Genomic DNA, 25,453 nt, shown 5'->3' on the forward strand with positions numbered 1-25,453 from the left:
GGGTTGAATCGGTGAGCCGCTCAGCGCGCGAGGGTGCCGCTGCCGCTTCAGCGGGACGCCGCCGCGCGAGCGCCGCGCGTGCCGGTACGCAGGCCGCACGTCGCGGCACGCGGCTGTTGCGGCGAGGCACGCGCGGTTCGCCGCGTGCCGCGCCGCGGCTCACGCCGGCACTTCACGCAACGCGCGAGCGCCGCAGGAACGCCGGAATCGAGCTGACCACATCCGGCTTGCCCGCATTGCCGGCGATGAACGGGCTCCACGGTTGCGCGCGGATCGGCCCCTTGGTGCGCCATACGACGTTGAACTGGCCATCTGCGCGTACCTCGCCGATCATCACCGGCTTGTGCAGATGGTGGTTGCCGTCCATCTCCAGCGTGAAGCCCGACGGTGCCGCGAAGGTCTGCCCGACCATCGCGACGCGCACCTTGTCGACCTCAGTGCTCTTTGCTTTCTCGACCGCCTGCTTCCACATATGGATGCCGACGAAGGTCGCCTCCATCGGGTCGTTGGTCACGCGCTTCGTGCCGCCCGGCAGGTTGTTGTCCTTGACCCACGTGGCCCATTGTTTCTTGAACTTCTCGTTGGACGGATTGCGCACCGACATGAAGTAGTTCCAGGCCGCGAGATTGCCGACGAGCGGCTTCGTATCGATGCCACGCAGTTCCTCTTCGCCGACCGAGAACGCGACGACCGGCACATCCGACGCCTTCAGCCCCTGGTTGCCGAGTTCCTTGTAGAACGGCACGTTCGAATCGCCGTTCACGGTCGAGATCACCGCGGTCTTGCCGCCTTGCGAGAAGCTCTTGATGTTGGCGACGATGGTCTGATAGTCGCTGTGACCGAACGGCGTATAGACCTCCTGGATGTCGGTTTCCTGCACGCCCTTCGATTTGAGGAACGCGCGCAGGATCTTGTTGGTCGTGCGCGGATACACATAGTCGGTGCCGAGCAGGAAGAAGCGCTTCGCGCCGCCGCCTTCGGCGCTCATCAGGTATTCGGTCGCGGGAATCGCCTGCTGGTTAGGAGCTGCGCCCGTATAGAACACGTTGCGCGACATTTCTTCGCCTTCGTACTGCACCGGATAGAACAGCAGGCCGTTCAGTTCCTCGAACACCGGCAGCACCGACTTGCGCGACACCGAGGTCCAGCAGCCGAACACGACCGCGCATTTGTCCTGCGTCAGAAGCTGGCGCGCCTTCTCGGCGAACAGCGGCCAGTTCGACGCCGGGTCGACGACCACCGGCTGGATTTGACGGCCCATCACACCGCCGTTCTTGTTGATGTCGGCGATCGTCATCAACGCGGTGTCTTTCAGCGACGTCTCGGAGATCGCCATCGTGCCGGACAGCGAATGCAGGATGCCCACCTTGATCGGACCGCTATCGGACTGCGCGTGCGCGAACGGCACGCGGCCCGCGAGCGCGAGCGCGCCGGACATGGAGCCGAACTTCAACAGACTGCGACGTTTCATGTGCTTTCCCCTTGTCATTGATGGTCACTGTTTATGAGCGTCGATTTCAGCCAGCAGGCTGAGCTCGCACGGCTTGCCGCTCGTCTACTGCAAGGCACATGCCATGTGATGCATTCGACGCGATGCGTGTGCGATGCCTGTGGTGGCGCGGTTATCGGAGCGGAGGTGGCGAGTCGGTCCATCGATGGCGCGGCGCGAAACTGGTGCAGTCGCGCGCGCCGCGCCTCGTTCGGGTGCGTGTCGCGCCGCGACGAAGCGTGCTTCGACGCCAGTGAAGCGTCGCTGGCGCAGGTGGGGCATCGGCGGTGCATGGGCGCCTTGGGGACGCCGCGCTTTTGTGCATGGCGTGGGCGCTGCCCACACCGGAACACCAGTGATACTGACTGCCGATCAGGGAGACCGGACATGATCGAACGCGCCGTCGCCAGCCCGCCCGATAAGTCCGCTTTCTGAATGCCCTTCACCGCGAACCGTCAGTTAGAGAGCACGCCGCGGCTGCTCGCGAGCGCGAAAGCGATGTACTACACCACGCAATGAGCTTAGTCTGGTCCTACCATTAAACACGACAAAACTTGCCGTTCGGGTAACGGGGAATTATTCCAGTCTGGCAAATCCCTTTTTTGAAATCCTTCCGGGGACTGGTAACCACTCACATTCCAGTTGTGCCCACTTGCGTGCTCAACTTCCACAATCCTGAATCGACACTGGCGACTTGGATTTTTCAAGTGAAAGACAATGCGTCTTTGCTCATCGCTGAAATTCTTTTCCGTGATTTCGTAGCGTGTCGGCTTACAGACGCTATATGTTGAATTCCATTCAATTGTGTTGGCTCGCACATAGAGCGCACCGGAACACGCACGACCTGTTCCCTCGAAATTCCCTTTAAAACCGACTTCGGCGCCAATCGCTATGCTTGATATGCTGTAGAGAATGATGCACATCGCCGTAATCTTCACTGAGCACAAAATGCAGACTCCCCCTTGTGGATCAGGCTCAGCGCATAATCCAGCTTCTTGGCATAGAGTGAATCGCCAGAGTTATAGTGTTTCGCGATGCTTGATGTCGTAATGATTTTCCAGCTAACAATGACTTTCCTTAGCGAAGCTTTCTGATATTTCAGTACTTGACCCGCTCTCAATAAATGAGAGGAGGGATTCAGTTTCTGTATCACTTCAATAGTGCTTCCATTTGTCTTGGTAATCTTGGCGATGCTATCCCCTGCCAGTGCCCTGACTTCGTAGATTGTGGCGTCTGCGTCTGGGACGTTTTTGATCGCATAGTTCGCCGTTCGCATCAGCAAGTAGCCAATACCAGCGGCGATATTGTGAGGGGGATTCGTTATCGCATTACCAAGGGTGAGTCGATTTTTCCACGTTGGGGGAATAATCAAATCACCTCCTTCATTGCCAGCTAATAGCGCTCGCAGTCCTGGATCGCCGGGATTGCCTATTTGAATCGGATTCGATTCCCATTTTTTGCTTTCCGCACCGGTCTCCACCCAAATCATCGCCTTGATGAGCCGCCAATCCAATGGCCTGTACCCGGCAGTCCCCGACAGATGACGGTTGTACTGGTTCACGGTCATCTGGATTGCGCAATCGTAGAGGTCCCATTTGGCATTGCCCACAGCGCTGTTGATGCCCTCTTGCCATTTTTCATAGCCAGTCTTCGGTGGTGCTCGAACAGCCATACGACTCCTGCCTAGGGTTGAACTCAACATAGCGCCGGAATCCGAAGCAATAGTGTCCAATAAACGACTCAAATACGGACAGGGACTTCGGTATGTCGAAGATCTATGCAAAGTCGCTGCTCGGATTGGCAGCGATCAGATAATCACCTCGCGACAGGTTGTATGTACATGGGCGATGGCCCAAATTTCCTCGACTTTCCTAAGTGCACACCAGTCGTGGCACGGCCAGGAGTTCCTCGACGGACCGTTAGTCCTTGCTCATCCGATGGGCTGAATAACGCGTCAGCAAAAACAAAGACCCCGCAAGCCAAAACCATGGCTTGCGGGGTCTTTGCACCCATTCTGGCGCAGCACAAAAGAAAAACGGCGCAAGGACCATCAGCCCTTGCGCCGCTTCAACGCGCTACCTTCGCGCCAAAACCTCAATAAGTCGGAACCGACGGATCGACCTGACGCGACCACGCGTCGATCCCACCCTGCAGATTGAACACATTGGTGTGTCCGCGCGATTCGAGGAACATCGCGACTTGCGCACTGCGCGCGCCGTGATGGCAAATGCAGACGATCTGCGCATCGTCATCGAGTTCTTCGCTGCGCGCGGGAATCTCGCGCATCGGAATCGACACGACGCCGGCCATCGACGCGGTTTGCAGTTCCCACGGCTCGCGCACGTCGAGCAGTACGGGTGCGGGACGCGAGGTATCGGCGAGCCATTCGGCGAGTGCGGGAGCGGTCAGGTTTTGCATCAGCGGGACATCCAGTTCGTGGGACGGTGGGCTTGCTCGCCGCCCGTCCGGATCAACAATACAACTCGAAACGCAGCGAAAACCGCCGCTTAGAACCTGAACCGCGCCGGCTGCACTGCATTGGCGAGCGGCTCGACATAGGTTTCGAACACGTCGGAGATGCGGTATTGCTTCTCGTCGATGCGCGTAATGATCTGCGCCTTCATCACCGGCGCGCTGCCGACGAATGCCGCGAGACGGCCGCCGACTTTCAGCTGTTCGAGGATTTCCTGCGGCAGCACCGGCAGGCCGCCCGACACGCAGATCACGTCGTACGGCGCCGCGCCGCTCCAGCCGCGCGAAGCGTCGCCGGTCGCGACTTCGACGTTCAGCACGCCGTTGGCGATCAGGTTGCTCTTCGCGAGCTCGGCCAGTTCCGGCTCGATGTCGACGGTCAACACGTGTTGCGCGCGATGCGCGAGCAGCGCCGCCATGTAGCCCGAACCCGCGCCGATTTCGAGCACGCTTTCGTGCTTCTTCACCGCCAGCTCCTGCAGCACGCGCGCCTCGACGCGCGGCGCCAGCATGTGCTGGCCGGCCGGCAGCGGCACTTCGAAGTCGGCGAAAGCGAGATCACGGTAAGCGGCGGGGACGAATTTCTCACGTTTGACGATCGACAGCAGATTCAGCACGTCCTGGTCGAGCACTTCCCAGGGGCGGATCTGCTGTTCGATCATGTTGAAACGCGCTTGCTCGATGTTCATGGTGGATTCGGCGGTTTTGGTTTGGCGAGCGGGCGACGATTGCCGCTGACTTTTTTCCTGACCCGGCCCCGGCGGATTGCCGGCGGCGGAGGCCTCCGAAAGGCGTTCGCTTTGCAAGCCGCGTCAGGGGAACTGCGGGATTGTACCAAATGGCGGACTCGCGCCGGACGCTCGCGGGCAAGTGCCGGCCGGGCCGCCCCCGTGTTAATCCCTAGCGATCCGAGCTTGCGATTCGCATCGCGATCGCTACAAAATGTAATCGATTACATTTCGCTGCGAGGTCGTGTGTCCCGAACGCCGTCCCGATCGTCGCCGGCCACGCTGTCCGGCGCGAGCAGTCAACCGCTACGTCCGCCGCAGAGGCGCTCGCCGCGTACGGAGGACGGGTCGTCGATCGCCGGCGTGGCCGAGCAGGCGGGCGTGTCGGTGGCGACGGTGTCGCGCGTGCTGAACGGCCACGGCAATGTGCGGCCCGCCACGCGCGACAAGGTGCTCGCCGCGATCGACGCGAGCGGCTACCGCGTCAACGAACTCGCACGTAATCTGCGCACGGCCGTAAGCCGCCTGCTGCTGACGATGGTGCCGGACTTCGGCAATCCGTTTTACGCGGAGATCGTGCGCGGCATCGACAGCGTCGCGCGTCAGCACGGCTACTTCATGCTGCTATGCGACACCGGCGCGGACCCGGGCCGCGAGCGCAGCTACTTCGACATGCTGCGGCGTCGCCGCGCGGACGGCGCGATCTGCCTCGATCCGGCGACGATCCAGCAGGCGCTCGGCGAGGCGTCGCAGGCGCTGCCGTGGGTCGCGTGCTGCGAGTTCGATCCGGAGATGGGCGTGCCGTACGTCGGCATCGACAACTACCGCGCGGCCGGCGACGCGGTGCGCCATCTGCTCGCGCGCGGGCACCGGCGTATCGGCCTGATCAACTCCGACGTCGACTATCTGTATGCGCGCCAGCGTCAGCAGGGCTACCTCGACGCGTTGAGCGACGCCGGCATCGCGCCCGATCCGCGCTGGCGCATGAATCTGAACAGCCTCGATTACGAGGCGGGCGCGTCGGCCGCAGCCGGGTTGATGCAGCAGTCCGATGCGCCGAGCGCGATCTTCGCGGTGTCGGACACGCTCGCGATCGGCGTGATCCACGGCTTGCGCAGCGTCGGCAAGCGCGTGCCCGACGACGTCGCGGTGGCCGGCTTCGACGACATCTCGCTCGCCGCGCAGATCGATCCGCCGCTCACGACGATCGCGCAGCCGATGCGCGAGCTCGGCGAGACCGCCGCGCGTCTGCTGCTGCAACGCCTCGCGAATCCGCAGGCCAACGTGCCGGGCGTGCTGCTGCCGCATCGTCTGGTGATTCGTGGGAGCGCGTGAACCATGAGCCTCGCGATCCGCTTCGACGACATCCGCAAGGACTTCGGTCCCGTGCGCGTGCTGCACGGCGTGAGCTTCGAGCTCGCACCCGGCCGCATCTACGGTCTGCTCGGCGAGAACGGCGCAGGCAAGTCGACGCTGATGAAAATTCTCGCCGGCTATGAAGCGGTAACCTCGGGCAGCGTGCTGGTCGATGGCCACGCGCAGCGCTTTGCCGGTTCGCGCGACGCCGAGGCGCAGGGCATCGTGCTGATCCACCAGGAGTTCAACCTCGCCGAGCATCTGACGATCGCGCAGAACATGTACCTGGGCCACGAGAAGCGCCGCGGCTGGTTCGTCGACGATGCCGCGATGCGCAGCGACGCCGCGCGCTATCTCGCGCAGGTCGGGCTCGAGCGCGCACCTGACACGAAAGTGCGCGAGCTGATCGTCGCGGAAAAGCAGATGGTCGAGATCGCGAAGGCGCTGTCGCGCCGCGCGCGTCTGTTGATCATGGACGAGCCGACCGCGACGCTGACGCCGGCCGAGACCGAGCGGCTGTTCGCGCTGATGCTGAAGCTGAAGGCCGATGGCGTGACGATCGTCTACATCTCGCACAAGCTCGATGAAGTGGAGCGCATCACCGACGAAGTGATCGTGATGCGCGACGGCCGCTTCGTCGCGCGCGGTGAAACCGCGGGGCTCGCGCGTCAGCAGATGGCGAACCTGATGGTCGGGCGCGATGTGTCCGACATGTTCCCCGACAAGCAGACGGTGCCTGCCGACACGCCGGTCGCGTTGCGTGTGAGCGGCCTGACGGTGCCCGACTGGGTCGAGGATCTGAGCTTCGACGTGCGCGCGGGCGAAGTGCTCGGCTTCGCGGGCCTCGTCGGGGCGGGCCGCACCGAGGCGTTCGAGGCGATCATCGGCTTGCGCAAACGCACTGGCGGCACGATCGAAATCGCCGGCCGGGCAGTCGATCTGAAGAACCCGCGCGACGCGATGCGCCACGGTCTCACGTATCTGAGCGAGGACCGCAAAGGCAAAGGCCTGCACGTCAACATGAGCCTGCAGGACAACGTCACGCTGATGACGCTCGAACGCTACGCGCATCCGCTGCTCGACCTGAAAGCGGGGCGCGCGGCGTTGCAGAAGGCCGTCGGTGAATTCGGCATTCGTACCGGCGACCTGTCGAGCCGCGCGCGCATGCTGTCGGGCGGCAACCAGCAGAAGCTCGCGCTCGCGAAGTTCCTGCAGCCCGACCCGAACGTGATCGTGCTCGACGAGCCGACACGCGGCGTCGACGTCGGCGCGAAACGCGACATTTACTTCCTGATTCATCGTCTCGCCGCGCAGGGCCGCGCGGTGATCGTCATTTCATCCGAACTGATCGAGCTGATCGGCTTGTGCCATCGTGTCGCGGTAATGCGCGCGGGACACCTGCAAGCGACGCTGACGCTCGAGCATCTGACCGAAGAGGAGTTGATCGCTCATGCGACCGGCACCCACTGAAGCCGTGCAATCACGGCGCGCGCTGCGCGTCGCGCAGCGGCTCTACACGCTTGGGCCGCTTGCCGGGCTGATCGTGCTGTGCATCGTCGGCACGCTGCTCAATCGCGACTTCGCGACGCTCGACAACCTGATGAACGTGCTCACGCGCACGTCGTTCATCGGCATCATCGCGGTCGGCATGACCTTCGTGATCATCTCGGGCGGCATCGATCTGTCGGTCGGCTCGATGGCCGCGTTGATCGCCGGCATCATGATCTGGCTGATGAACGGGCTCGCGGCCGGTGCTACCGGTCATGCGTTGCCGCCGTTGCTGATCGTGACGATCGGCATCGTCGCGGCACTCGTGCTCGGCGCGCTGTTCGGCTGCGCGCATGGGCTGCTGATCACCAAAGGGCGCATCGAGCCGTTCATCGTCACGCTCGGCACGCTGGGGATTTTTCGCGCGGTGCTGACATGGCTCGCCGATGGCGGCGCGCTGACGCTCAATGATTCACTCTCCAATCTGTATGGTCCCGTCTATTACGCGAGCCTGTTCGGTGTGCCGGTGCCGATCTGGGTATTTCTCGTGGTCGCGGCGGGCGGCGCGCTGATCCTGAATCGCACCGCGTTCGGCCGGCACGTGCAGGCGATCGGTTCGAACGAACAGGTCGCGCGTTATGCGGCAATTCGCGTCGACACGGTCAAGATCGTCACGTACGTGCTGCTCGGGATCTGCGTGGGCGTGGCCACCGTGCTCTACGTGCCGCGCCTCGGCTCCGCCACGCCGACCACGGGCCTGTTGTGGGAGCTCGAAGCGATTGCATCGGTGGTGGTCGGCGGCACGGCGCTCAAGGGCGGCGAGGGACGCGTGATCGGCACCGTGATCGGCGCGATCCTGCTGTCGGTGATCGCGAACATCCTGAACCTGACCAGCATCATCAGTGTGTATCTGAACGCGGCGGTGCAGGGCGTCGTGATTATTTTCGTCGCGTTCGTGCAGCGTGGGCGGCGGTAGGCGGGCGTTTCAAGCAGGTGTAGCAAGGCAGGCGCGGTAAAACCAACGGCAGGTCCGATAAATCGGGGCGAACGAACGCCTCTTGATTGGAGACACACACCATGAAGCAAGTCATTCGAGCGATCGGCGCCGGCGTGCTGGCGTTGGGGATGCTGGGCACGAGCGGCGCGGCGCGCGCCGACGACAAGGTCACGCTGGGCGTCGCGATTCCGACGGCCGATCACGGCTTCACCGGCGGCATCGTCTGGTGGGCGAACAAGGCGAAGGAGGATCTCGAGAAAGCGCATCCCGATCTGAAAGTGATCGTGAAAACGGCGGCCAACGCGCCCGAGCAGGCGAACCAGTTGCAGGATCTGGTGACCGTCAACAAGATCAATGCGCTCGTGATCTTCCCGTACGAATCGGCGACGCTGACGCAGCCGGTCGAACAGGTGAAGCGCAAAGGCGTGTACGTGACGGTGGTCGATCGCGGTCTGACGAACACGAGTGCGCAGGATGCGTACGTCGCCGGCGACAACACCGCGTTCGGCAAGATTCCGGCCGAGTACCTGGCGAAGGCGCTCGACGGCAAAGGCAACGTCGTCGCGCTGCGCGGCATTCCGACCACGCTCGACAACGAGCGCTGGACCGCCTTCACCGGCGTGATGAAAAACTATCCGGACATCAAGATTCTCGACGCGAAGTACGCGAACTGGAATCGCGACGACGCGTTCAAGGTGATGCAGGACTACCTGACGCGCTTCAAGCACATCGACGCCGTGTGGGCCGCCGACGACGACATGGCGGTCGGCGTGCTGAAGGCGATCGATCAGGCCAAGCGCAACGACATCAAGATCGTGTTCGGCGGCGCGGGCTCGAAGGGCATGGTGAAGAACGTGATGGACGGCGCGCCGATGATCAAGGCCGACGTGTCGTACTCGCCGAAATTCATCTACGACGCGATCAAGCTGACCGCCGAAGCGCGGCTGAAGGGCGACAAGCTGCCCGCCACGACGATCATCCCGTCGGTGTTGATCACGAAGGAAAACGCGCAGCAGTTCTATTTCCCCGACTCGCCGTTCTGAGCGGCGCTCCACGCATCGTCTAACGCGCGCGGGTGCGGCCCGCGCGCAACGTTCGAGGAACCGTAAAGATGAAAACCATCAAAGGGCCGGCGATTTTTCTCGCGCAGTTCATGGGCGACGACGCGCCGTTCGACAATCTCGCGCATCTCGCCGAATGGGCCGCGGGCCTCGGCTTCAAGGGCATCCAGGTGCCGTGCGACCCGCGTCTGATCGATCTCGAGAAAGCCGCCGTGAGCGACGCGTATTGCGACGAATTGCGCGAGACCGTCGACAACGCGGGCGTCGCGATCACCGAACTATCGACGCATCTGCAAGGGCAACTGGTTGCCGTGCATCCGGCGTACGACACGCTGTTCGACGGCTTCGCCGCGCCGCACGTGCGCGGCAAGCCGGCGGCGCGCACCGAGTGGGCGATCGCACAGATGAAGTTCGCGGCGCAGGCGTCGCGTCGTTTGGGCCTGAGCACGCACGTGTCGTTTTCGGGCGCACTAGCGTGGCCGTATATCTACCCGTGGCCGCAGCGGCCGGCCGGTCTCGTCGAGGCCGCGTTCGACGAACTCGCGCGCCGCTGGACGCCGATTCTCGATGCGTTCGACGCGGCAGGCGTCGACGTCTGCTACGAACTGCATCCCGGCGAAGACCTGCACGACGGCGTGACGTTCGAGCGCTTTCTCGCGGCGGTCAAACAGCATCCGCGCGCGAACATCCTGTACGACCCGAGCCATTTCGTGCTGCAGCAGCTCGACTATCTCGCGTTCATCGATATCTATCACGAGCGCATCAAGGCGTTTCATGTGAAGGACGCGGAGTTCCGTCCGACCGGCAAGCAGGGCGTGTACGGCGGGTATAGCGGCTGGGTCGAACGCGCGGGGCGCTTTCGTTCGCTCGGCGACGGGCAGATCGACTTCGGCGCGATCTTCTCGAAGATGGCGCAGTTCGATTTTCCGGGCTGGGCCGTGCTCGAATGGGAATGTGCGTTGAAGCATCCGCACGACGGCGCGCGCGAAGGCGCGGAGTTCATTCGCCGGCACATCATCCGCGTGGCCGAGCATGCATTCGATGACTTCGCGGGCAGCGGTGTCGATACCGCGCAGTTGAAGAGCGTGCTGGGCATCTGACATGGGAGCGCAAACGATGCAGAGAAGAAGGCTCAGGCTGGGCATGGTCGGCGGCGGGCAGGGCGCGTTCATCGGCGCCGTGCATCGGATCGCCGCGCGGCTAGACGATCGTTTCGAACTGGTGGCGGGCGCGTTATCGTCCGATCCCGAGCGTGCGCGGGCGAGCGCCGCCGAAGCGGGCATCGCGCGCAGCTACGCGGACTGGCGCGAGATGGCGCGCGCCGAGGCCGCGCGCGACGACGGCATCGACGCGGTCGCGATCGTCACGCCGAATCATCTGCACGCGCCGGTCGCGACGGCGTTTCTCGAAGCGGGCATCCACGTGATCTGCGACAAGCCGCTCGCGGTTTCGCTCGCCGAAGGCGAAGCGCTCGCGAAGCTCGCGCAGTCCACCAAGCGGCTCTTTGCGCTGACCCATACCTATTCGGGCTACCCGCTGGTGCGGCATGCGCGCGAGCTGGTCGAAGGTGGCGAGCTGGGCGAGATACGCGTCGTGCAGGTCGAATATGCGCAGGACTGGCTCGCCGAGCCGCTCGAAACGGGCGGCGCGAACAAGCAGGCGGGCTGGCGTACCGATCCGGCGTTGGCGGGGCCGGCCGGGTGCCTTGGCGATATTGGCACGCACGCGTATCAGCTGGCCGCCTTCGTGACGGGGATGATGCCGCGCGCGCTGTCGGCCGAGCTGCACACGTTCGTGCCGGGGCGTCGTATCGACGATCACGTGCAGGCGATGCTGCGTTATGCGAACGGCGCGCGCGGCATGTTGTGGGCGAGCCAGGTGGCGAGCGGCGCGGAGAACGCGCTGCGCTTGCGGGTGTATGGCACCAAGGCGGGCCTTGCGTTCGATCAGGAGGAGCCGAACGCGTTGTGGTTCACGCCGCTGGGCGGCGCTGCCGAACGATTGACCCGCGCCCGTGTGAAAAGTCCGGTTGCCGCGCATGCGACGCGCGTGCCGGCCGGGCATCCGGAAGGCTATCTGGAAGCGTTCGCGCAGTTGTACAAAGATGCGGCGTTGCAGATCGATGCACTGAACGAAGGTCGTGCACCGCCGGCGGAAAGCCTGCTGTTGACGACGGTCGATGATGGCGTCGACGGATTGCGGTTTATCGACGCGGTGCTGAGAAGCAGTGCGGCGGATGGACGGTGGGTGGAGATCGAAGGGGCGTAAAGCGTTGCAGCGAAGCGCCAGGTCGGCGAAGCCGGAGCGTCAACCGCCCTTGCTTTTCTTGATCTGCGCTTCGAACGCGATATCGAGCTTGCTGGCCTTGCGCGGTTTCTGCGGGCCGTACGCGTCGACGAACTTGACGAAGTCGTCGAGCGCCAGCGGGTCGGACACCTTCTTGTCGACCCCGCTCGATTTGTCGACCAGGTAGAACAGGCCGCCGGACAGGCTGATCGCGGCGAAGCGCGGGTTGCCGGTGCGCGTTTTCAGGCGCTCGACGGCGTGGATGGCTCGGGTGGTGCGCATGATGGGGACTGCGGCTGCTGATTGACGAGAGCGTTACTTTAACAATTTTGCTGACGGTGTGCGGTTGGCGCCAACGAATCAAAACACGCGATGAACCTCGACCCGCTCAGCGACGACAAGATCATCGAAAGCTGGCAGCGCAACGCGTCGCCGTGGACGAATGCGGTGCGCGCGGGTGAGATCGACAGCCGCCGACTGGTCACCGATCAGGCCGTGCTCGACGCGGTCCTTTCTTGCGACCCGGCCACGGTCCTCGACCTGGGTTGCGGAGAAGGCTGGCTCGCGCTCGCGCTTCAGCGCCACGGCATCCAGGTGACGGCGGTGGACGCGATTGCCGAGCTAGTGCGTGCCGCGACCGATGCCGGCGTGACTGACGCGAGAACGCTGTCGTATGAACAGATCGCGGCAGGCGGGCTAGAGCTGCGCGCCGACGTCGTCGTTTGCAATTTTTCGCTGCTCGGCAAGGAGTCGGTCGACGGACTGCTGCGTGCGATGCCGACGCTGCTCACACACCGTGGATCGCTGGTGACACAGACGCTGCATCCGCTCGTCGCATGCGGTGAACTGCCGTACGTGAATGGCTGGCGAGCGGGTTCGTGGGCGGGCTTCGGTGACGCATTCAGCGATGCCCCGCCGTGGTACTTTCGGACCTTGCAAACGTGGGTCGAACTGCTGGCAACAAGCGGGCTGACCCTGCAGCAGATGCAAGAGCCGTTGCATCCGCGAACCGGCAAACCGGCGTCGGTGATTTTTCGCGCCCGGTCGACCGGTTAGCCGGCCGCCGCAAGTTACCGCGTCTCACGCAGATGTCCGCAACGGAGGCATGGCATGCAAGCATTCGTCGATCGTCCTGGCACGCTGTTCGTGGTACTGCTGGTTGCTTTCATCGGCGCGATCACGTTCGGCGCATTGGCGCTGCGACGTGTTTTCGCACTGAAGAGCGAGGAGCGCGAAGATTTCACGATCGTGGAGACGTCGACGTTGACGTTGCTCGCGCTGCTGATCGGCTTCAATCTGTCGATGGCGGTCAATCGCTACGACCAGCGCAAGAACCTGGAAGAAAACGAAGCGAACGCGATCGGAACCGAGTACGCCCGGGCCGATGTGGTCGCGCCGCCCATCGGCGCGCAGATGAAGGCTGAATTGACGCATTACGCGCAATTGAGACTCGCGCATTTTCAAACCCGAGATGCGCAGGACATCGCTCGCATCGAGGCAGACACAGCGAAGTCTCAGGCCGTACTTTGGCGCCTCGCGGCGCAGGTCGCGAAGGACCAGCCGACGCCGATCGGCGCGGTCGTGATGACCGGCATGAACGACGTCCTCAATTCGCAGGACTATTCCGAGGCGGCGCTGTTGAACCGGATTCCGCTGGGCGCGTGGACGCTGATGATCCTGATCGGACTATTTGCGTGCGTCGTGCAAGGTTATGGAGCGAGGGGCAGCGTTCGACGAGGCATCCTGATCATCGTGCTGCCCGTCACGGTTGCGCTGTCGCTGACGCTGATCGCGGACATCGACAGTCCGCGAGGCGGGATCATTCATATCGAGCCGCAAAACCTCGCGCGGCTGCTGAGATCGATGGGGCAATGACGTCGCTCGGGCTTACTCGCTCAATTCGCGATGCAACGCCCGATACTCCTGCGCGAGCTTATGCCCCGGATCGAGATGAATGACGGGCGTCGCCAACTGATGCGACTCGCGGATCTTCACCGACGATGACAAGCGCGACCCCAGCACCGGCAAGCCTTCGCCGATCAGTTCGTCGACGAGCTTCTGCGGCAGGCTCGCGCGGGGCTGGAACTGGTTGATGACGATGCCTTCCACCTGCAGCGCGTCGTTGTGATCCTGCTGGATCTCCTTGACGTTTTCGAGCAGCGTGTAGAGCGCGCGACGCGAGAAGTCGTCGCAGTCGAACGGAATCAGACAACGCTCGACGGCAATCAGCGCCGAGCGCGTGTAGAAGTTCAGCGCGGGCGGCGTGTCGATGTAAATCGCGTCGTACATGTCGAGTTCGTTCAGCGCGTCGCGCAGCTTGTAGATCTTGTAGCGCGATTCGAGCTTGCCGTGCAGCGAGTCGAGGTCGGGATGGGCGGGCATCACGTCCAGATTCTCGAAGCGCGTCGGATGGATGTACGAGGTCGCTTCGACGGGCTTGAAGCTGAAGCCGAGCGCGGTTTCGAAGAAGCCTGCGACAGTGGGGTGGACTTCGCTCGCCTGCGGGCCGAGCAGATACTGGGTCGAATTCGCCTGGGCATCGAGGTCGATCACCAGCGTGCGCAGTCCTTCGCTCGCGCTGATGGCCGCCAGGTTGCAGACGATGGTCGATTTGCCTACGCCACCTTTCTGATTGAATACAACGCGCCGCATGGTCTCCCCTTGAACGGAAGCAGTTACAAAGGGCCCAGCATACCTGAGTCGCGTGACGGCGCTGATTTCGCTGGGTTGTTCGTGACCGTTCGACGCTTTACCGCGCGACCGCATCCACGAGGGCGGCCACACCGCTCACGGGCTTCATCACGTCGTCCGGCAGACCATGACGTTCGCGAAGATAGGCCGTCGAGTTGAACGACAGCCACGCGCGGCCGTCCGCGTCCTCCCAGACGAGCACCTTCAGGGGGAGATCGAGCGCCGCGGTCGGCGCGAGTTGCATCAACGGTGTGCCGGCTTTGGGATTGCCGAAGATCAGGAGCCGGCTGAACCGCATCGTCAGTCCCGCGCGCGCAGCGTCGCCGCTGAAATCGATGCACGCGAAAACCGTCAGTCCGCGCTCCAGAATCAGGGTTTGCAGACGCTCGGCCGTTGCGCTGCCCGCGTGGGCGCTTGGAACGGTGACGATGCCAGTACTGGCGTTCTCTGCGATCGAAGCGGTAGCCATCTTGCCTCCCGTGCGCCAACGGTGACGCGAACCCATGCAGTGTAGGCGTTCGTCGGCGCGGTGTGGCCGATCGTGCGGAGGCGCCGGGCGGGCAGTTCTACCGAAAGGCGGAGCGTCATCGACGCCCCGCTGCCGGATTACTGGCTCAGATAAACGAACTTGCCATTCTTGATGGTGCCCATCACGCTAGCCCGCTGATCGAGACCGACGTGATCCTTCGGGCTCGTATTGACGACCCCGTTCGGCACCACCAGCTCATGCGCGTGCTCGAGTTCATCGCGCAACGCGACGCGAAACGCCGGCGTGCCCGGCTGCGCGGTCTTCAACGCGCGCGCGACGGCGTCCTGCAGGCGCGGGTACACGCCGGCCGCGTCGCCCGCGAACTGCGTGACGCTGCCGGGACCGTACTTCGCCTCGTACGCGTCGACGAACGCGAGCGCCGCCTTCTTCGACGGATGATCGGCCGGCAGCGTGCGCGCGACGACGACCGGCTGCGTCGGGAACAGCGTGCCTTCCACGTCCTTGCCGCCGAGCTTGATGAACTCCGGCGTCGCGATGCCATGCGTCTGATAGATCGGACCCTTGTAGCCGCGCTCGATCAGCGTGCGCTGCGGCAGCACGGTCGGCGTGCCCGCGCCGGCGATCAGAATCGCGTCGGGCTTCGCGGCCATCAGCTTCAGGATCTGGCCGGTCACGCTCGCGTCGGTGCGGTTGTAGCGCTCGGTCGCGACCAGCTGGATATGACGCAGCGCCGCGAACTTGCTGAATTCATTGAGCCAGCTTTCGCCGTAGCCGTCCGCGAAACCGATGAAGCCGACCGTTTTCACGCTGTGATTCGACATGTAGCGCGTCATCACGTCGGCCATCGCGCTATCGGTCTGCGCCATCTTGTAGGCCCAGACCTTCTTGCCTTCCTGCGGCTCGACGACGCTCGCCGAGCCGATCAGCGTGATCATCGGCGTCTGGCTGTCGGCGACCGGATCGAGCGCGGCCATTGCGGCCGGCGTGATGTTCGGCCCGACGACCACATCGACGTGGTCCTCGTTGATCAGCTTGCGGATGTTGCGCACCGCGTTGCCGGGGTCGGATGCGTCGTCGAGGAAGATGTAGTCGGCTTTCTGGCCGGCGATCGTCTGCGGCCACATCAGCATCGCGTTCTTGCTGGTGATGCCGATCACGGCGGCCGGCCCCGTGTTCGACAGATCGATGCCGACTTTCAGGTCGGCGTGCGCCGCACCGGCGACGAGCAGGGCCGCGGCCCCGAGGCCGCGCAGGGTGTTGCGTACTTTATTGTTGTGCAACTTCATCAGAAGTGTCTCCGTAGCGAGAGAGCGGTATGGAAGCGGTATGAAAGCGGTTCAAAGCTCATAGGTCTCGTGTTCGCCCTTCAGCGCCTGCTCGATCAGCTTGCGGTTCAGGCTCGGCGACAGAAGCTCGACGAGCGTGTACACGTAGCTGCGCAGATACGCGCCCTGTTTCAGCGCGACGCGCGTCACGTTGCTGCCGAACAGATGGCCGACCGGCATCGCGCGCAAATGGCGGTCGCGCTCGCCGTTGAACGCGATGTCGGCCATGATGCCGATGCCGAGGCCCAGCTCAACGTAGGTCTTGATCACGTCGGCGTCGATCGCCTCGAGCACGATGTCCGGATGCAGCCCGCGCAGGCGGAACGCCTCGTTGATCTTGGTGCGGCCGGCGAACGCGTTGTCGTACGTAATCAGCGGGTACTGGGTCAGGTCGTCGAGCGACAGCAGCTTGCGGTCGAGCAGCGGATGGTCCGGCTGCATCACGGCGACGTGGTGCCACTGGAAGCAAGGTAGCGACACCAGATCCTTGTAGTTCGAGATCGCCTCGGTCGCGATTGCGAGGTCGGCCTGGTCGTGCAGCACCATTTCGGCGACCTGGGTCGGGCTGCCTTGCAGAATCGAAAGGTGGACCTTCGGGAAGCGCTTTTTGAACTCGGCGATCGCCGCCGGCAGCGAGTAGCGCGCCTGCGTGTGGGTCGCGGCGATCGTCAGGTTGCCCTGATCCTGCGCCGCATAGTCCTTGCCGACCCGCTTCAGGCTTTCGACTTCCTGCAGAATTTTTTCGATCGATTGCAATATGATGCGGCCCGGCTCGGTCAGCGAGCGCACGCGCTTGCCGTGGCGGGTGAAGATTTCGACGCCGAGTTCGTCCTCAAGCTCGATGATCGCCTTCGAGACCCCCGGCTGGCTCGTAAACAGCGCCTTGGCCGCTTCGGTGAGGTTGAAATTCTGCCGCACAGCCTCGCGGACGAAGCGGAATTGGTGCAGGTTCATATATAACCTCGCCGCATATAAAAAGAATTTTTTAGTCGTTTGAAATATAAGGCGAGTTTATTACGATCTGTCCATCTTTTTCAATATGGATATCTGTATTTGTTATAAGCAAATGAGCGATGGGTCTAAACGCTTGCTTGCGGCAGCTGACAAACACGGATGTTCAAGCCGCAGCAGAACCGGAGCGCCGGCCGCCGGACTGCCGTGTGTCACGCAAGTTTCGAAAAAAATTGGGGTCCCCGAATGTACCAATACGATCAATACGACCAGACCATCGTCGATGAACGGGTCGCGCAGTACGCCGATCAGGTTCGCCGCCGCTTGTCGGGCGAATTGAGCGAAGAGGAGTTCCGTCCGCTGCGTCTGCAGAACGGCCTGTACTACCAGCGCCACGCGTACATGCACCGCATCGCGATTCCGTACGGCAACCTGCGCAGCGACCAGCTGCGCGTGCTCGCCCAGATCGCGCGTGAACACGACCGCGGCTACGGCCATTTCTCGACCCGCTCGAACATCCAGTACAACTGGATCAAGCTCGAAGAAACGCCGGAAATCCTGCGCAAGCTCGCTGCCGTGCAGATGCACGGCATTCAGACCTCGGGCAACTGCATCCGCAATATCACCGCCGATCAATTCGCCGGCGTCGCGCCCGACGAAGTGGTCGATCCACGTCCGTGGGCCGAAATTCTGCGTCAGTGGTCGACGTTCCACCCGGAATTCGCGTGGCTGCCGCGTAAGTTCAAGATCGCCGTGTCCGGTTCGAAGGAAGACCGCGCGGCCGTGCAGATCCACGACATGGGCGTGTATCTGAAGAAGAACGCGCAAGGCGAACTGGTGGTCGACATTCTGGCGGGCGGCGGTTTGGGCCGTACGCCGATCGTCGGCGCGATCATCCGCCGCGATCTGCCGTGGCAGCATCTGCTGACCTACAGCGAAGCCGTGCTGCGTGTGTACAACCGCTACGGCCGCCGCGACAACATGTACAAGGCGCGGATCAAGATCCTGGTGAAGGCGCTGTCGCCGGAGAAGTTCTCCGCGCAGGTCGAGGAAGAGTGGCAGCACCTGAAGGACGGCCCGTCGACGCTGACGCAAGCCGAAGTCGATCGCGTGTCGCAGTACTTTGCGCCGCCCGCTTACGACAAGCTGCCGGATACCGATGCGTCGTTCGAAAAGCATTTGCTGGAAAACCGCGCGTTCGCGCGCTGGGTCGAGCGCAACGTGCGTCCGCACAAGGTCGCGAGCTATGCGTCGGTCACGCTGTCGCTGAAGCCGACCACGGTCGCGCCGGGCGACGCGACGGACGCGCAGATGGAAGCGGTCGCCGACTGGGCCGACGAATACTCGTTCGGCCAGATCCGCGTGTCGCACGAACAGAACCTGATCCTCGCCGATGTGAAGAAGCGCGACCTGTTCGCGCTGTGGGAAAAGGCCAAGGCGCAGGGTTTCGCGACGCCGAACATCGGCTTGTTGACCGACATCATCTCGTGCCCGGGCGGTGACTTCTGCTCGCTCGCGAATGCGAAGTCGATCCCGATCGCGCTCGCGATCCAGGAACGTTTCAACGATCTGGACTACGTGTACGACCTCGGCGACGTGTCGCTGAACATCTCGGGCTGCATCAACGCGTGTGGTCACCACCACGTCGGCAACATCGGCATTCTGGGCGTCGACAAGGACGGCTCCGAGTGGTACCAGGTGACGCTCGGCGGCGAGCAGGGTACGGGCGCGACCGGCGCTCACCTTGGCCGCGTGATCGGCCCGTCGTTCTCGGCCGAGGAAATGCCCGACGTGATAACGAAGGTGATCGATACGTTCGTGGACAACCGCCAGGAAGGCGAGCGTTTCATCGATACGTACACCCGCATCGGCATCGCGCCGTTCAAGGAGCGCGTGTACGCCGCGCGTCAACCGGCTCACGCGTAACCGCGCAAAGGATACTGAACAGATGGCTTCTATCATCAAGAACCGCGACATCGTCAACGACGACTGGAGCGTCGTGCGTGCCGCGGAAGACGGCGCTTTGCCGGCGGTGAGCGAACTGCCGGCCGGCAAGGTCATCGTGCCGCTGGTGCTGTGGCAGGCCGAGCGTGAAGCGCTGATCGCCGCGCGCGGCGCCACCGAAATCGGCGTGTGGCTCGCGCCGGATAGCGAACCGGCGGACATCGCCGGCGACTTCGACAAACTCGCGCTGATCGCCGTGGACTTCCCGGTGTTCCGCGACGGCCGCGGCTACAGCATCGGCCGTCTGCTGCGCGAGCGCTATGGCTACAAGGGCGAGCTGCGCGCGATTGGCGACGTGCTGCGCGACCAGGTCAGGCTGATGTTCCGCTGCGGCTTCGACGCGTTCGCGGTGCGCGCGGACAAGGACATCAACGACGCGCTGAAGGCGTTCGACGACTTCACCGTGCAGTACCAGGGCGCCGTCGATGACCCGTCGCCGCTGTTCCGCCGCCGTGCCGCCCAGGCTGGCGCCGACAAGGTGCCGGCATGAACACCGCCCAATCGTTGAGCCCGGAGCTGGCAGCGAAGGTCGAGCGACTCGACGCGCTGCTCGACTCGATCGCCGCGCGCCACGCGAACGTGAAGCTCGCGAGCAGCCTCGCCGCCGAAGACATGCTGCTCACGCACGCAATCCTGTCGCGCGGCGTGAAGATCGGCATCTTCTCGCTGAACACCGGCCGTCTGCATGCGGAAACGCTCGGCATGCTCGATCGCGTGAAAGAGCGCTACGGTTACGACATCGAGCAGTTTCATCCGCAGGCGGCCGCGGTCGAGCAGTACGTGGGCGAACACGGCCTGAACGCGTTTTACGAAAGCGTCGAGCTGCGCAAGCGCTGCTGCGAGATCCGCAAGGTCGAGCCGCTCAATCGCGCGCTCGCCGACGTCAGCGCGTGGGTGACCGGGCAGCGCCGCGAGCAGTCGGTCACGCGTGCTGAACTGCACGAGGAAGAGCACGACGGCGCGCGCAACATCGCCAAGTTCAACCCGCTCGCGGACTGGACCGAAGCCGAAGTCTGGGATTATCTGAAGGCGTTCGATGTGCCGGTCAATCCGCTGCATGCGCGCGGTTATCCGAGCATCGGCTGCGAGCCGTGTACGCGTGCGATCCGCCCCGGCGAAGACAGCCGGGCGGGGCGCTGGTGGTGGGAGTCGCGCGATACGAAGGAATGCGGCTTGCATATCACGGCGATTACCCCGATTGCGGTCGAACGCAACGAAAACGCGCCGGCCTGAGCGCCGCGCACGAGCTTGCGGTCGACCGCCGCCGAAACCGATCTGAATACTTCCGTCCGCACGCATGCGCTTGCCGGGCGAACCAACGAAGGACCCGCTATGAGCACCACGCTCGATTCCGCTGTCAACGCTCCGCTTGCCAACACGGTCAACCGGATGGATCACCTCGATTGGCTCGAAGCCGAGTCGATTCACATCCTGCGCGAACTGGTCGCCGAGTGCAGCAAGCCGGCGCTGCTGTTTTCGGGCGGCAAGGATTCCGTCGTGGTGCTCGCGCTCGCACTGAAGGCGTTCGGCCTCGGCGCGAACCGCAAGACCCAGCTGCCGTTCCCGCTCGTGCATATCGACACCGGTCATAACTATGACGAAGTGATCGACTTCCGCGATCGTCGCGCGCAGGAGATCGGCGCGGAACTGGTGGTCGGCCATGTCGAAGATTCGATCAAGCGCGGCACCGTGCGTCTGCGTCGCGAAACGGATTCGCGCAATGCCGCGCAGGCGGTCACGCTGCTCGAAACGATCGAGCAATACGGCTATACCGCGATGATCGGCGGCGCGCGCCGCGACGAAGAAAAGGCCCGCGCGAAAGAGCGCATCTTCTCGTTCCGCGACGAATTCGGCCAGTGGGACCCGAAGGCGCAGCGCCCGGAACTGTGGAGCCTGTACAACGCGCGTCTGCACAACGGCGAACACATGCGCGTGTTCCCGATCTCGAACTGGACCGAGCTCGACGTTTGGCAGTACATCGCGCGCGAACAGCTCGAACTGCCGTCGATCTACTACGCGCACCAGCGCGAGATCGTGCGCCGCAATGGCCTGCTCGTGCCGGTCACGCCGCTCACGCCGATGCGCGAAGGCGAGACGAGCGAACAGGCGCTCGTGCGTTTCCGTACGGTCGGCGACATCAGCTGCACGTGCCCGGTCGAAAGCGACGCGGACGACATCGAGAAGATCATCGCCGAGACCGCCGTTACGGAAATCACGGAACGCGGCGCGACGCGGATGGACGATCAGGTCTCTGAAGCGGCGATGGAACAGCGCAAGAAGCAGGGTTATTTCTAAGCACACGACGAGGGTAACGTAACCATGAGCAGTATTCATCAACCAGAAGACCTCGGCGTGCTGCGTTTCATCACCGCGGGCAGCGTCGACGATGGCAAGAGCACGCTGATCGGCCGCCTGCTGTACGACAGCAAGGCCGTATTGAGCGACCAGCTCTCGGCGCTGTCGCGCGCGAAGAACAAGCGCACCGTCGGCGACGAGATCGATCTGTCGCTCCTGACCGACGGCCTCGAAGCCGAGCGCGAGCAGGGCATCACGATCGACGTCGCGTATCGCTACTTCGCGACCGCCAAGCGCAAGTTCATCATCGCCGATACGCCGGGGCACGAGCAGTACACGCGCAACATGGTGACGGGTGCGTCGACCGCGCATGCGGCGATCATCCTCGTCGACGCGACGCGCGTGACGTTCGAGAACGGCGTCGCGCAACTGCTGCCGCAAACCAAGCGTCATAGCGCGATCGTCAAGCTGCTCGGTCTGCAGCACGTGATCGTCGCGATCAACAAGATGGACCTCGTCGACTACAGCGAAGCGCGCTTCAACGAGATCCGCGACGCGTATGTCGAGCTCGCGCGTCACCTCGGTCTCGAGGACGTGCGCTTCGTGCCGGTGTCGGCGCTGAAGGGCGACAACATCGTCACGGCCAGCGAGCGGATGCCGTGGTACGCGGGCCAGCCGCTGCTCGACGTGCTCGAAGCGCTGCCCGTCGAAACCGCGAGCGGCGAGGCGCTGCGCTTTCCGGTGCAGTGGGTCGCGCGCCAGGACGGCAGCCAGGCCGACGATTTCCGCGGCTACATGGGCCGCGTCGAATCGGGTGAAGTGAAGCTCGGCGACACGATCGTCGTGCTGCCGGCCAATCGCGAGGCGACCGTGGCCGAGATCATCGCGCCGGTGGTCGGCGGCACCGCGCAGGTGGACCGCGCGTTCGCCGGTCAGACGGTGACGATCCGTCTCGCGGAAGACGTCGACGTGTCGCGCGGCGACACCTTCGTGCTGCGCGCAGCGGCGCCGGAGCCGGCAAAGAAGCTCGAAGCGGACCTGTGCTGGTTCGACGACACGCCGCTGTCGACGCAACGCAAGTATCTGCTGAAGCAGACCACCAACACGGTGTTCGCGAAGATCGGCGCGATCAAGGAAGTGCTCGACGTGCATACGCTGTCGCAGGCGACCGATCGCAAGGAACTGGCGATGAACGACATCGGTCGTGTCGCGCTGACTTTGCAGAAGCCGCTCGTGTGCGACGCGTACGACGCGCATCAGGGCACAGGCGCGTTCGTGCTGATCGACGAGGCGACGAACCACACCGTCGCGGCCGGCATGATCCGGGCGTTTTCCGCCTGAGTGCGGCATAGGCCGGTAGGTAACGGAAGGGCCAGGCAGGCGACGCAACGCGCCGCCTGCGTTCGCTCCAACGAACAGGTTGAGGTCAATGGGTAAGGTTTATCTGATCGGCGCGGGACCCGGTGCCGCGGACCTGATTACGGTACGCGGCGCGCGGCTGCTCGGCGCCGCCGATGTGGTGCTGCACGACGCGCTGGTCGAGCCGGCGATGCTCGACTACGCGCCCGCGCACGCAAAGCGCATCGCGGTCGGCAAGCGCTGCGGCCAGCTATCGACGGCCCAGCAGTTCATCAACAAGCAGATCGTCGATGCGGCATTGGAGCACGGCGTGGTCGTGCGTCTGAAGGGCGGCGATCCGATGCTGTTCGGCCGCGCCGACGAAGAGATGCGCGCGCTGGAAGCCGCGGGCATCGAGTATGAAGTGGTGCCGGGCATTACCGCCGCACTGGCGAGCGCGGCCACGCTGAAGCGTTCGCTGACGTTGCGCGGCGTGTCGCGCAGCGTCGCGCTCGCGACGTTCAGCCGCGCACCCGGTTCTGACGAGATTCGCGAGCAGGTCAACGCCGATTCACTGGTGTTCTACATGGGCCGCGACAGCGGTGTTGAGATCGCGCAGCAACTGATCGACGCCGGCAAGCCCGCGGCTACGCCCGTGGCGATCGTCGAGGCGTGCAGCACGCCGCGCGAACGCATGCTGACGCTGACGCTGGAAGATCTGGCTGCGGGAGAAGCGCAGCGCTGGGTCGATGCGTCGCAGCCGAGTCTGTTGATGATCGGCGAGGCATTCGCGGCGCGGCAGACCGAGGCAAAGCGCTCGTCGAACGGGATGCTGGTCGCGGCCTGAAGGTCCCCGGCAGGGCCGGCCTGACAGCGGCGAATCTGAGCAAGCAGAACGAAAAAATCAGAGTTGCCGCAAGCAATATTGCGCGAGCGCATCCAGCACCGAATCATCCTCACCGGCCGCCACCGCGCAGCGAATCTCGACACCGGGATGCGCGGCGCGGCATTGCTCGACGAGCGCGGGCAAATCCTGGCGCACATGTCCGCCTTGCCCGAAGAACACCGGCACCACGGTGATCGCGGCGCAGCCTTGCGCAACCAGTTGCGTGACGGCCGTCGGCAGGCTGGGTTCCATCAGTTCCAGAAAGGCAAGCGTAACCGCCTGCGCTTCGCCCGTCGCCGCGCGCGCGGTGCGCAGCTTGTCGGCGAGCCGCTCGAACGGCTCGCGCCAGCGCGCATCGCGTGCGCCGTGGCCAAACAGAATCAGTCCGTGCGTAGCCATCGCGTCAGCTCCTGACGATGCCCTTCAACGCCCTCTGGCGTTGCGAGTTAGTGCCGGTCGACCCACTTCAACCCGACGAGCCCGAGCACCAGGTAAATGAGCCCCGGCGTCGCCGCAGTCAATGGCGCAGGCCACGTATTGAGCGTGCCGATGTGCGAGAACAGCGTGTTGAACAGCTGGAAGCTCATGCCGAGCATGATGCCGCCGAACACCTTCATGCCGACCACGCCCGCGCGCGTATGCAGATACGCGAACGGCAGCGACAGCACCAGCATCACGAACACCGCGAACGGATACAGTACCTTTTTCCACAGCGCGATTTCATAGCGCTGCGTGTCCTGATGGTTTTCGGTCAGATGCTGGATATAGCGGAACAGATTGAACATCGACATGCGGTCCGGCGACACCAGCAGCACCGACAGAATCTGCGGCGTCAGCTCAGAGCGCAGCGAATACTCGGGCAGCGTGACCTGGTTGGCGCGATACACCGGATTGAGCGCATCGGCCGGCGTGCCGGGAACTCGGGCCACGTCCAGCAGTTGCGTGTCGGTCACGCCGGTCAGCAGCCAGTGACCCGGCGGTTGATACCGGCCGCTCTGCGCGATGCGGATGTTCGACAGACGGAACTTCGAATCGAACTCGTAGATGCGCACGTTGCTGATCGTCGCGTCGGGTCTCAGCTCGCCGACGTTGACGAAGCGCGTGACCTGCTCGCCGTCGGCGCGCTCGGTCAGTGTATCCTTGACCCACACGCCCGACTGGAAGTTGCTCGACACCGACGAGCCGAGCGCCTCGAGCCGCACGCGCTCGGACAGCTGGTCCGTGTACGGCCCGACCACTTCGCCGATCAGATAGGTGACGATCACGAGCGGAATGCCGATTTTCAGCAGCGAGCGCAGCGCCCGGTTGGTGGCGAGACCGGACACGCGGAAGATCGTGTACTCGGAGTTGGCCGCCATCTGTGCGAACACGTAGATCGCGCTGATCAGCGCCGCGACCGGAATGATTTCATAGAAACGCGACGGCGTTTGCAGCGCGACGCGCAGCACCGCGTACTGAAACTTGTAGTTGCCGTGGCCGACCGAGTTCAGTTCGTTGATCAGATCGAAAAAGAAGAACAGACCTGAAAATGCAAACAGGATGAAGACGAACGTGAGATAGATCTGACGCGCGAAATACCTTTCATAAATGCGCATC

26 protein-coding genes are annotated in these 25,453 nt (G+C 63.6%); 14 read left to right on the plus strand and 12 right to left on the minus strand.

Annotated features, from left to right (window positions below; all coding sequences use genetic code 11):
* Window positions 1–172: 172 nt before the first annotated feature.
* The 5 genes from urtA to AB3X89_RS30765 form a co-directional block, all read right to left on the minus strand.
* Complete coding sequence (urtA, locus tag AB3X89_RS30745; protein WP_368586640.1) at window positions 173–1,471, minus strand: urea ABC transporter substrate-binding protein; 1,299 nt, start codon at window positions 1,469–1,471, stop codon at window positions 173–175.
* A 539-nt stretch (window positions 1,472–2,010) separates the two neighbouring features.
* A complete protein-coding gene (locus AB3X89_RS30750) occupies window positions 2,011–2,412 on the minus strand; it encodes a hypothetical protein (protein WP_368586641.1) in 402 nt (133 codons plus the stop codon).
* Window positions 2,413–2,423: 11 nt separating this feature from the next.
* Window positions 2,424–3,161, minus strand: a complete 738-nt coding sequence (locus tag AB3X89_RS30755) for a LysM domain-containing protein (RefSeq protein WP_368586642.1) — start codon at window positions 3,159–3,161, stop codon at window positions 2,424–2,426.
* Window positions 3,162–3,583: 422 nt separating this feature from the next.
* Window positions 3,584–3,907, minus strand: coding sequence for a rhodanese-like domain-containing protein (locus AB3X89_RS30760; RefSeq protein WP_018431735.1), 324 nt, complete (start codon window positions 3,905–3,907; stop codon window positions 3,584–3,586).
* An 89-nt stretch (window positions 3,908–3,996) separates the two neighbouring features.
* Window positions 3,997–4,650, minus strand: coding sequence for a protein-L-isoaspartate O-methyltransferase (locus AB3X89_RS30765; RefSeq protein ID WP_368586643.1), 654 nt, complete (start codon window positions 4,648–4,650; stop codon window positions 3,997–3,999).
* Between the two features lie 285 nt (window positions 4,651–4,935).
* On the opposite strand from AB3X89_RS30765, the gene AB3X89_RS30770 reads away from it, so the two are divergent.
* From AB3X89_RS30770 to AB3X89_RS30795, 6 genes are all read left to right on the plus strand, one after another.
* Window positions 4,936–6,024, plus strand: coding sequence for a LacI family DNA-binding transcriptional regulator (locus AB3X89_RS30770; protein WP_368586644.1), 1,089 nt, complete (start codon window positions 4,936–4,938; stop codon window positions 6,022–6,024).
* Between the two features lie 3 nt (window positions 6,025–6,027).
* The gene (locus AB3X89_RS30775; protein WP_368586645.1) at window positions 6,028–7,515 is read left to right on the plus strand and encodes a sugar ABC transporter ATP-binding protein; all 1,488 of its coding nucleotides are present in this window, start codon (window positions 6,028–6,030) and stop codon (window positions 7,513–7,515) included.
* Complete coding sequence (locus AB3X89_RS30780) at window positions 7,496–8,509, plus strand: ABC transporter permease (RefSeq protein WP_368586646.1); 1,014 nt, start codon at window positions 7,496–7,498, stop codon at window positions 8,507–8,509. Before AB3X89_RS30775 ends, AB3X89_RS30780 begins: the two co-directional genes overlap by 20 nt.
* Before the next feature lie 101 nt (window positions 8,510–8,610).
* Window positions 8,611–9,573, plus strand: coding sequence for a substrate-binding domain-containing protein (locus AB3X89_RS30785; RefSeq protein WP_368586647.1), 963 nt, complete (start codon window positions 8,611–8,613; stop codon window positions 9,571–9,573).
* Between the two features lie 68 nt (window positions 9,574–9,641).
* A complete protein-coding gene (locus AB3X89_RS30790; RefSeq protein WP_368586648.1) occupies window positions 9,642–10,691 on the plus strand; it encodes a sugar phosphate isomerase/epimerase family protein in 1,050 nt (349 codons plus the stop codon).
* A 16-nt stretch (window positions 10,692–10,707) separates the two neighbouring features.
* Entirely contained in the window at window positions 10,708–11,859 is a 1,152-nt protein-coding gene (locus AB3X89_RS30795) for a Gfo/Idh/MocA family protein (RefSeq protein ID WP_368586649.1), read from the plus strand.
* A 39-nt stretch (window positions 11,860–11,898) separates the two neighbouring features.
* On the opposite strand, the gene AB3X89_RS30800 is transcribed toward AB3X89_RS30795, so the two are convergent.
* Window positions 11,899–12,159, minus strand: a complete 261-nt coding sequence (locus AB3X89_RS30800) for a hypothetical protein (protein WP_368586650.1) — start codon at window positions 12,157–12,159, stop codon at window positions 11,899–11,901.
* A 90-nt stretch (window positions 12,160–12,249) separates the two neighbouring features.
* On the opposite strand from AB3X89_RS30800, the gene AB3X89_RS30805 reads away from it, so the two are divergent.
* Together AB3X89_RS30805 and AB3X89_RS30810 are read left to right on the plus strand one after the other, a co-directional pair.
* Window positions 12,250–12,933, plus strand: coding sequence for a class I SAM-dependent methyltransferase (locus tag AB3X89_RS30805; RefSeq protein ID WP_368586651.1), 684 nt, complete (start codon window positions 12,250–12,252; stop codon window positions 12,931–12,933).
* A 54-nt stretch (window positions 12,934–12,987) separates the two neighbouring features.
* On the plus strand, window positions 12,988–13,752 hold the full coding sequence (locus AB3X89_RS30810) for a hypothetical protein (RefSeq protein ID WP_368586652.1): 765 nt from the start codon (window positions 12,988–12,990) through the stop codon (window positions 13,750–13,752).
* Between the two features lie 12 nt (window positions 13,753–13,764).
* Here the strand turns inward: AB3X89_RS30810 and AB3X89_RS30815 are convergent, their stop codons facing one another.
* The 4 genes from AB3X89_RS30815 to AB3X89_RS30830 all read right to left on the minus strand — a co-directional run bounded on the left by AB3X89_RS30815 (window position 13,765) and on the right by AB3X89_RS30830 (window position 17,337).
* Complete coding sequence (locus AB3X89_RS30815; protein WP_368586653.1) at window positions 13,765–14,529, minus strand: ParA family protein; 765 nt, start codon at window positions 14,527–14,529, stop codon at window positions 13,765–13,767.
* 97 nt (window positions 14,530–14,626) lie between these two features.
* Window positions 14,627–15,037, minus strand: coding sequence for a DUF302 domain-containing protein (locus AB3X89_RS30820; RefSeq protein WP_368586654.1), 411 nt, complete (start codon window positions 15,035–15,037; stop codon window positions 14,627–14,629).
* Between the two features lie 137 nt (window positions 15,038–15,174).
* Window positions 15,175–16,344, minus strand: coding sequence for an ABC transporter substrate-binding protein (locus AB3X89_RS30825; protein ID WP_368586655.1), 1,170 nt, complete (start codon window positions 16,342–16,344; stop codon window positions 15,175–15,177).
* A gap of 51 nt (window positions 16,345–16,395) precedes the next feature.
* On the minus strand, window positions 16,396–17,337 hold the full coding sequence (locus AB3X89_RS30830; protein ID WP_368586656.1) for a CysB family HTH-type transcriptional regulator: 942 nt from the start codon (window positions 17,335–17,337) through the stop codon (window positions 16,396–16,398).
* Between the two features lie 243 nt (window positions 17,338–17,580).
* On the opposite strand from AB3X89_RS30830, the gene AB3X89_RS30835 reads away from it, so the two are divergent.
* The 6 genes from AB3X89_RS30835 to cobA all read left to right on the plus strand — a co-directional run bounded on the left by AB3X89_RS30835 (window position 17,581) and on the right by cobA (window position 23,818).
* Entirely contained in the window at window positions 17,581–19,260 is a 1,680-nt protein-coding gene (locus tag AB3X89_RS30835) for a nitrite/sulfite reductase (RefSeq protein WP_368586657.1), read from the plus strand.
* A gap of 22 nt (window positions 19,261–19,282) precedes the next feature.
* Window positions 19,283–19,828: a DUF934 domain-containing protein gene (locus AB3X89_RS30840; protein WP_368586658.1), complete on the plus strand. Its 546-nt coding sequence runs from the start codon at window positions 19,283–19,285 to the stop codon at window positions 19,826–19,828.
* On the plus strand, window positions 19,825–20,571 hold the full coding sequence (locus AB3X89_RS30845) for a phosphoadenylyl-sulfate reductase (protein WP_176366992.1): 747 nt from the start codon (window positions 19,825–19,827) through the stop codon (window positions 20,569–20,571). Before AB3X89_RS30840 ends, AB3X89_RS30845 begins: the two co-directional genes overlap by 4 nt.
* Before the next feature lie 99 nt (window positions 20,572–20,670).
* On the plus strand, window positions 20,671–21,633 hold the full coding sequence (cysD, locus tag AB3X89_RS30850; RefSeq protein WP_013088683.1) for a sulfate adenylyltransferase subunit CysD: 963 nt from the start codon (window positions 20,671–20,673) through the stop codon (window positions 21,631–21,633).
* A gap of 24 nt (window positions 21,634–21,657) precedes the next feature.
* Window positions 21,658–22,974, plus strand: a complete 1,317-nt coding sequence (locus tag AB3X89_RS30855; RefSeq protein ID WP_368586659.1) for a sulfate adenylyltransferase subunit 1 — start codon at window positions 21,658–21,660, stop codon at window positions 22,972–22,974.
* An 88-nt stretch (window positions 22,975–23,062) separates the two neighbouring features.
* Entirely contained in the window at window positions 23,063–23,818 is a 756-nt protein-coding gene (gene cobA, locus AB3X89_RS30860; protein ID WP_368586660.1) for a uroporphyrinogen-III C-methyltransferase, read from the plus strand.
* 57 nt (window positions 23,819–23,875) lie between these two features.
* Here the strand turns inward: cobA and AB3X89_RS30865 are convergent, their stop codons facing one another.
* Window positions 23,876–24,256, minus strand: a complete 381-nt coding sequence (locus AB3X89_RS30865; RefSeq protein ID WP_368586661.1) for a sirohydrochlorin chelatase — start codon at window positions 24,254–24,256, stop codon at window positions 23,876–23,878.
* A gap of 47 nt (window positions 24,257–24,303) precedes the next feature.
* A complete protein-coding gene (gene lptG, locus AB3X89_RS30870; protein WP_368586662.1) occupies window positions 24,304–25,452 on the minus strand; it encodes an LPS export ABC transporter permease LptG in 1,149 nt (382 codons plus the stop codon).
* Window position 25,453: the final 1 nt, after the last annotated feature.

The organism is Paraburkholderia sp. BR14320 (genome assembly GCF_040948665.1).
GTDB lineage: Bacteria > Pseudomonadota > Gammaproteobacteria > Burkholderiales > Burkholderiaceae > Paraburkholderia > Paraburkholderia youngii.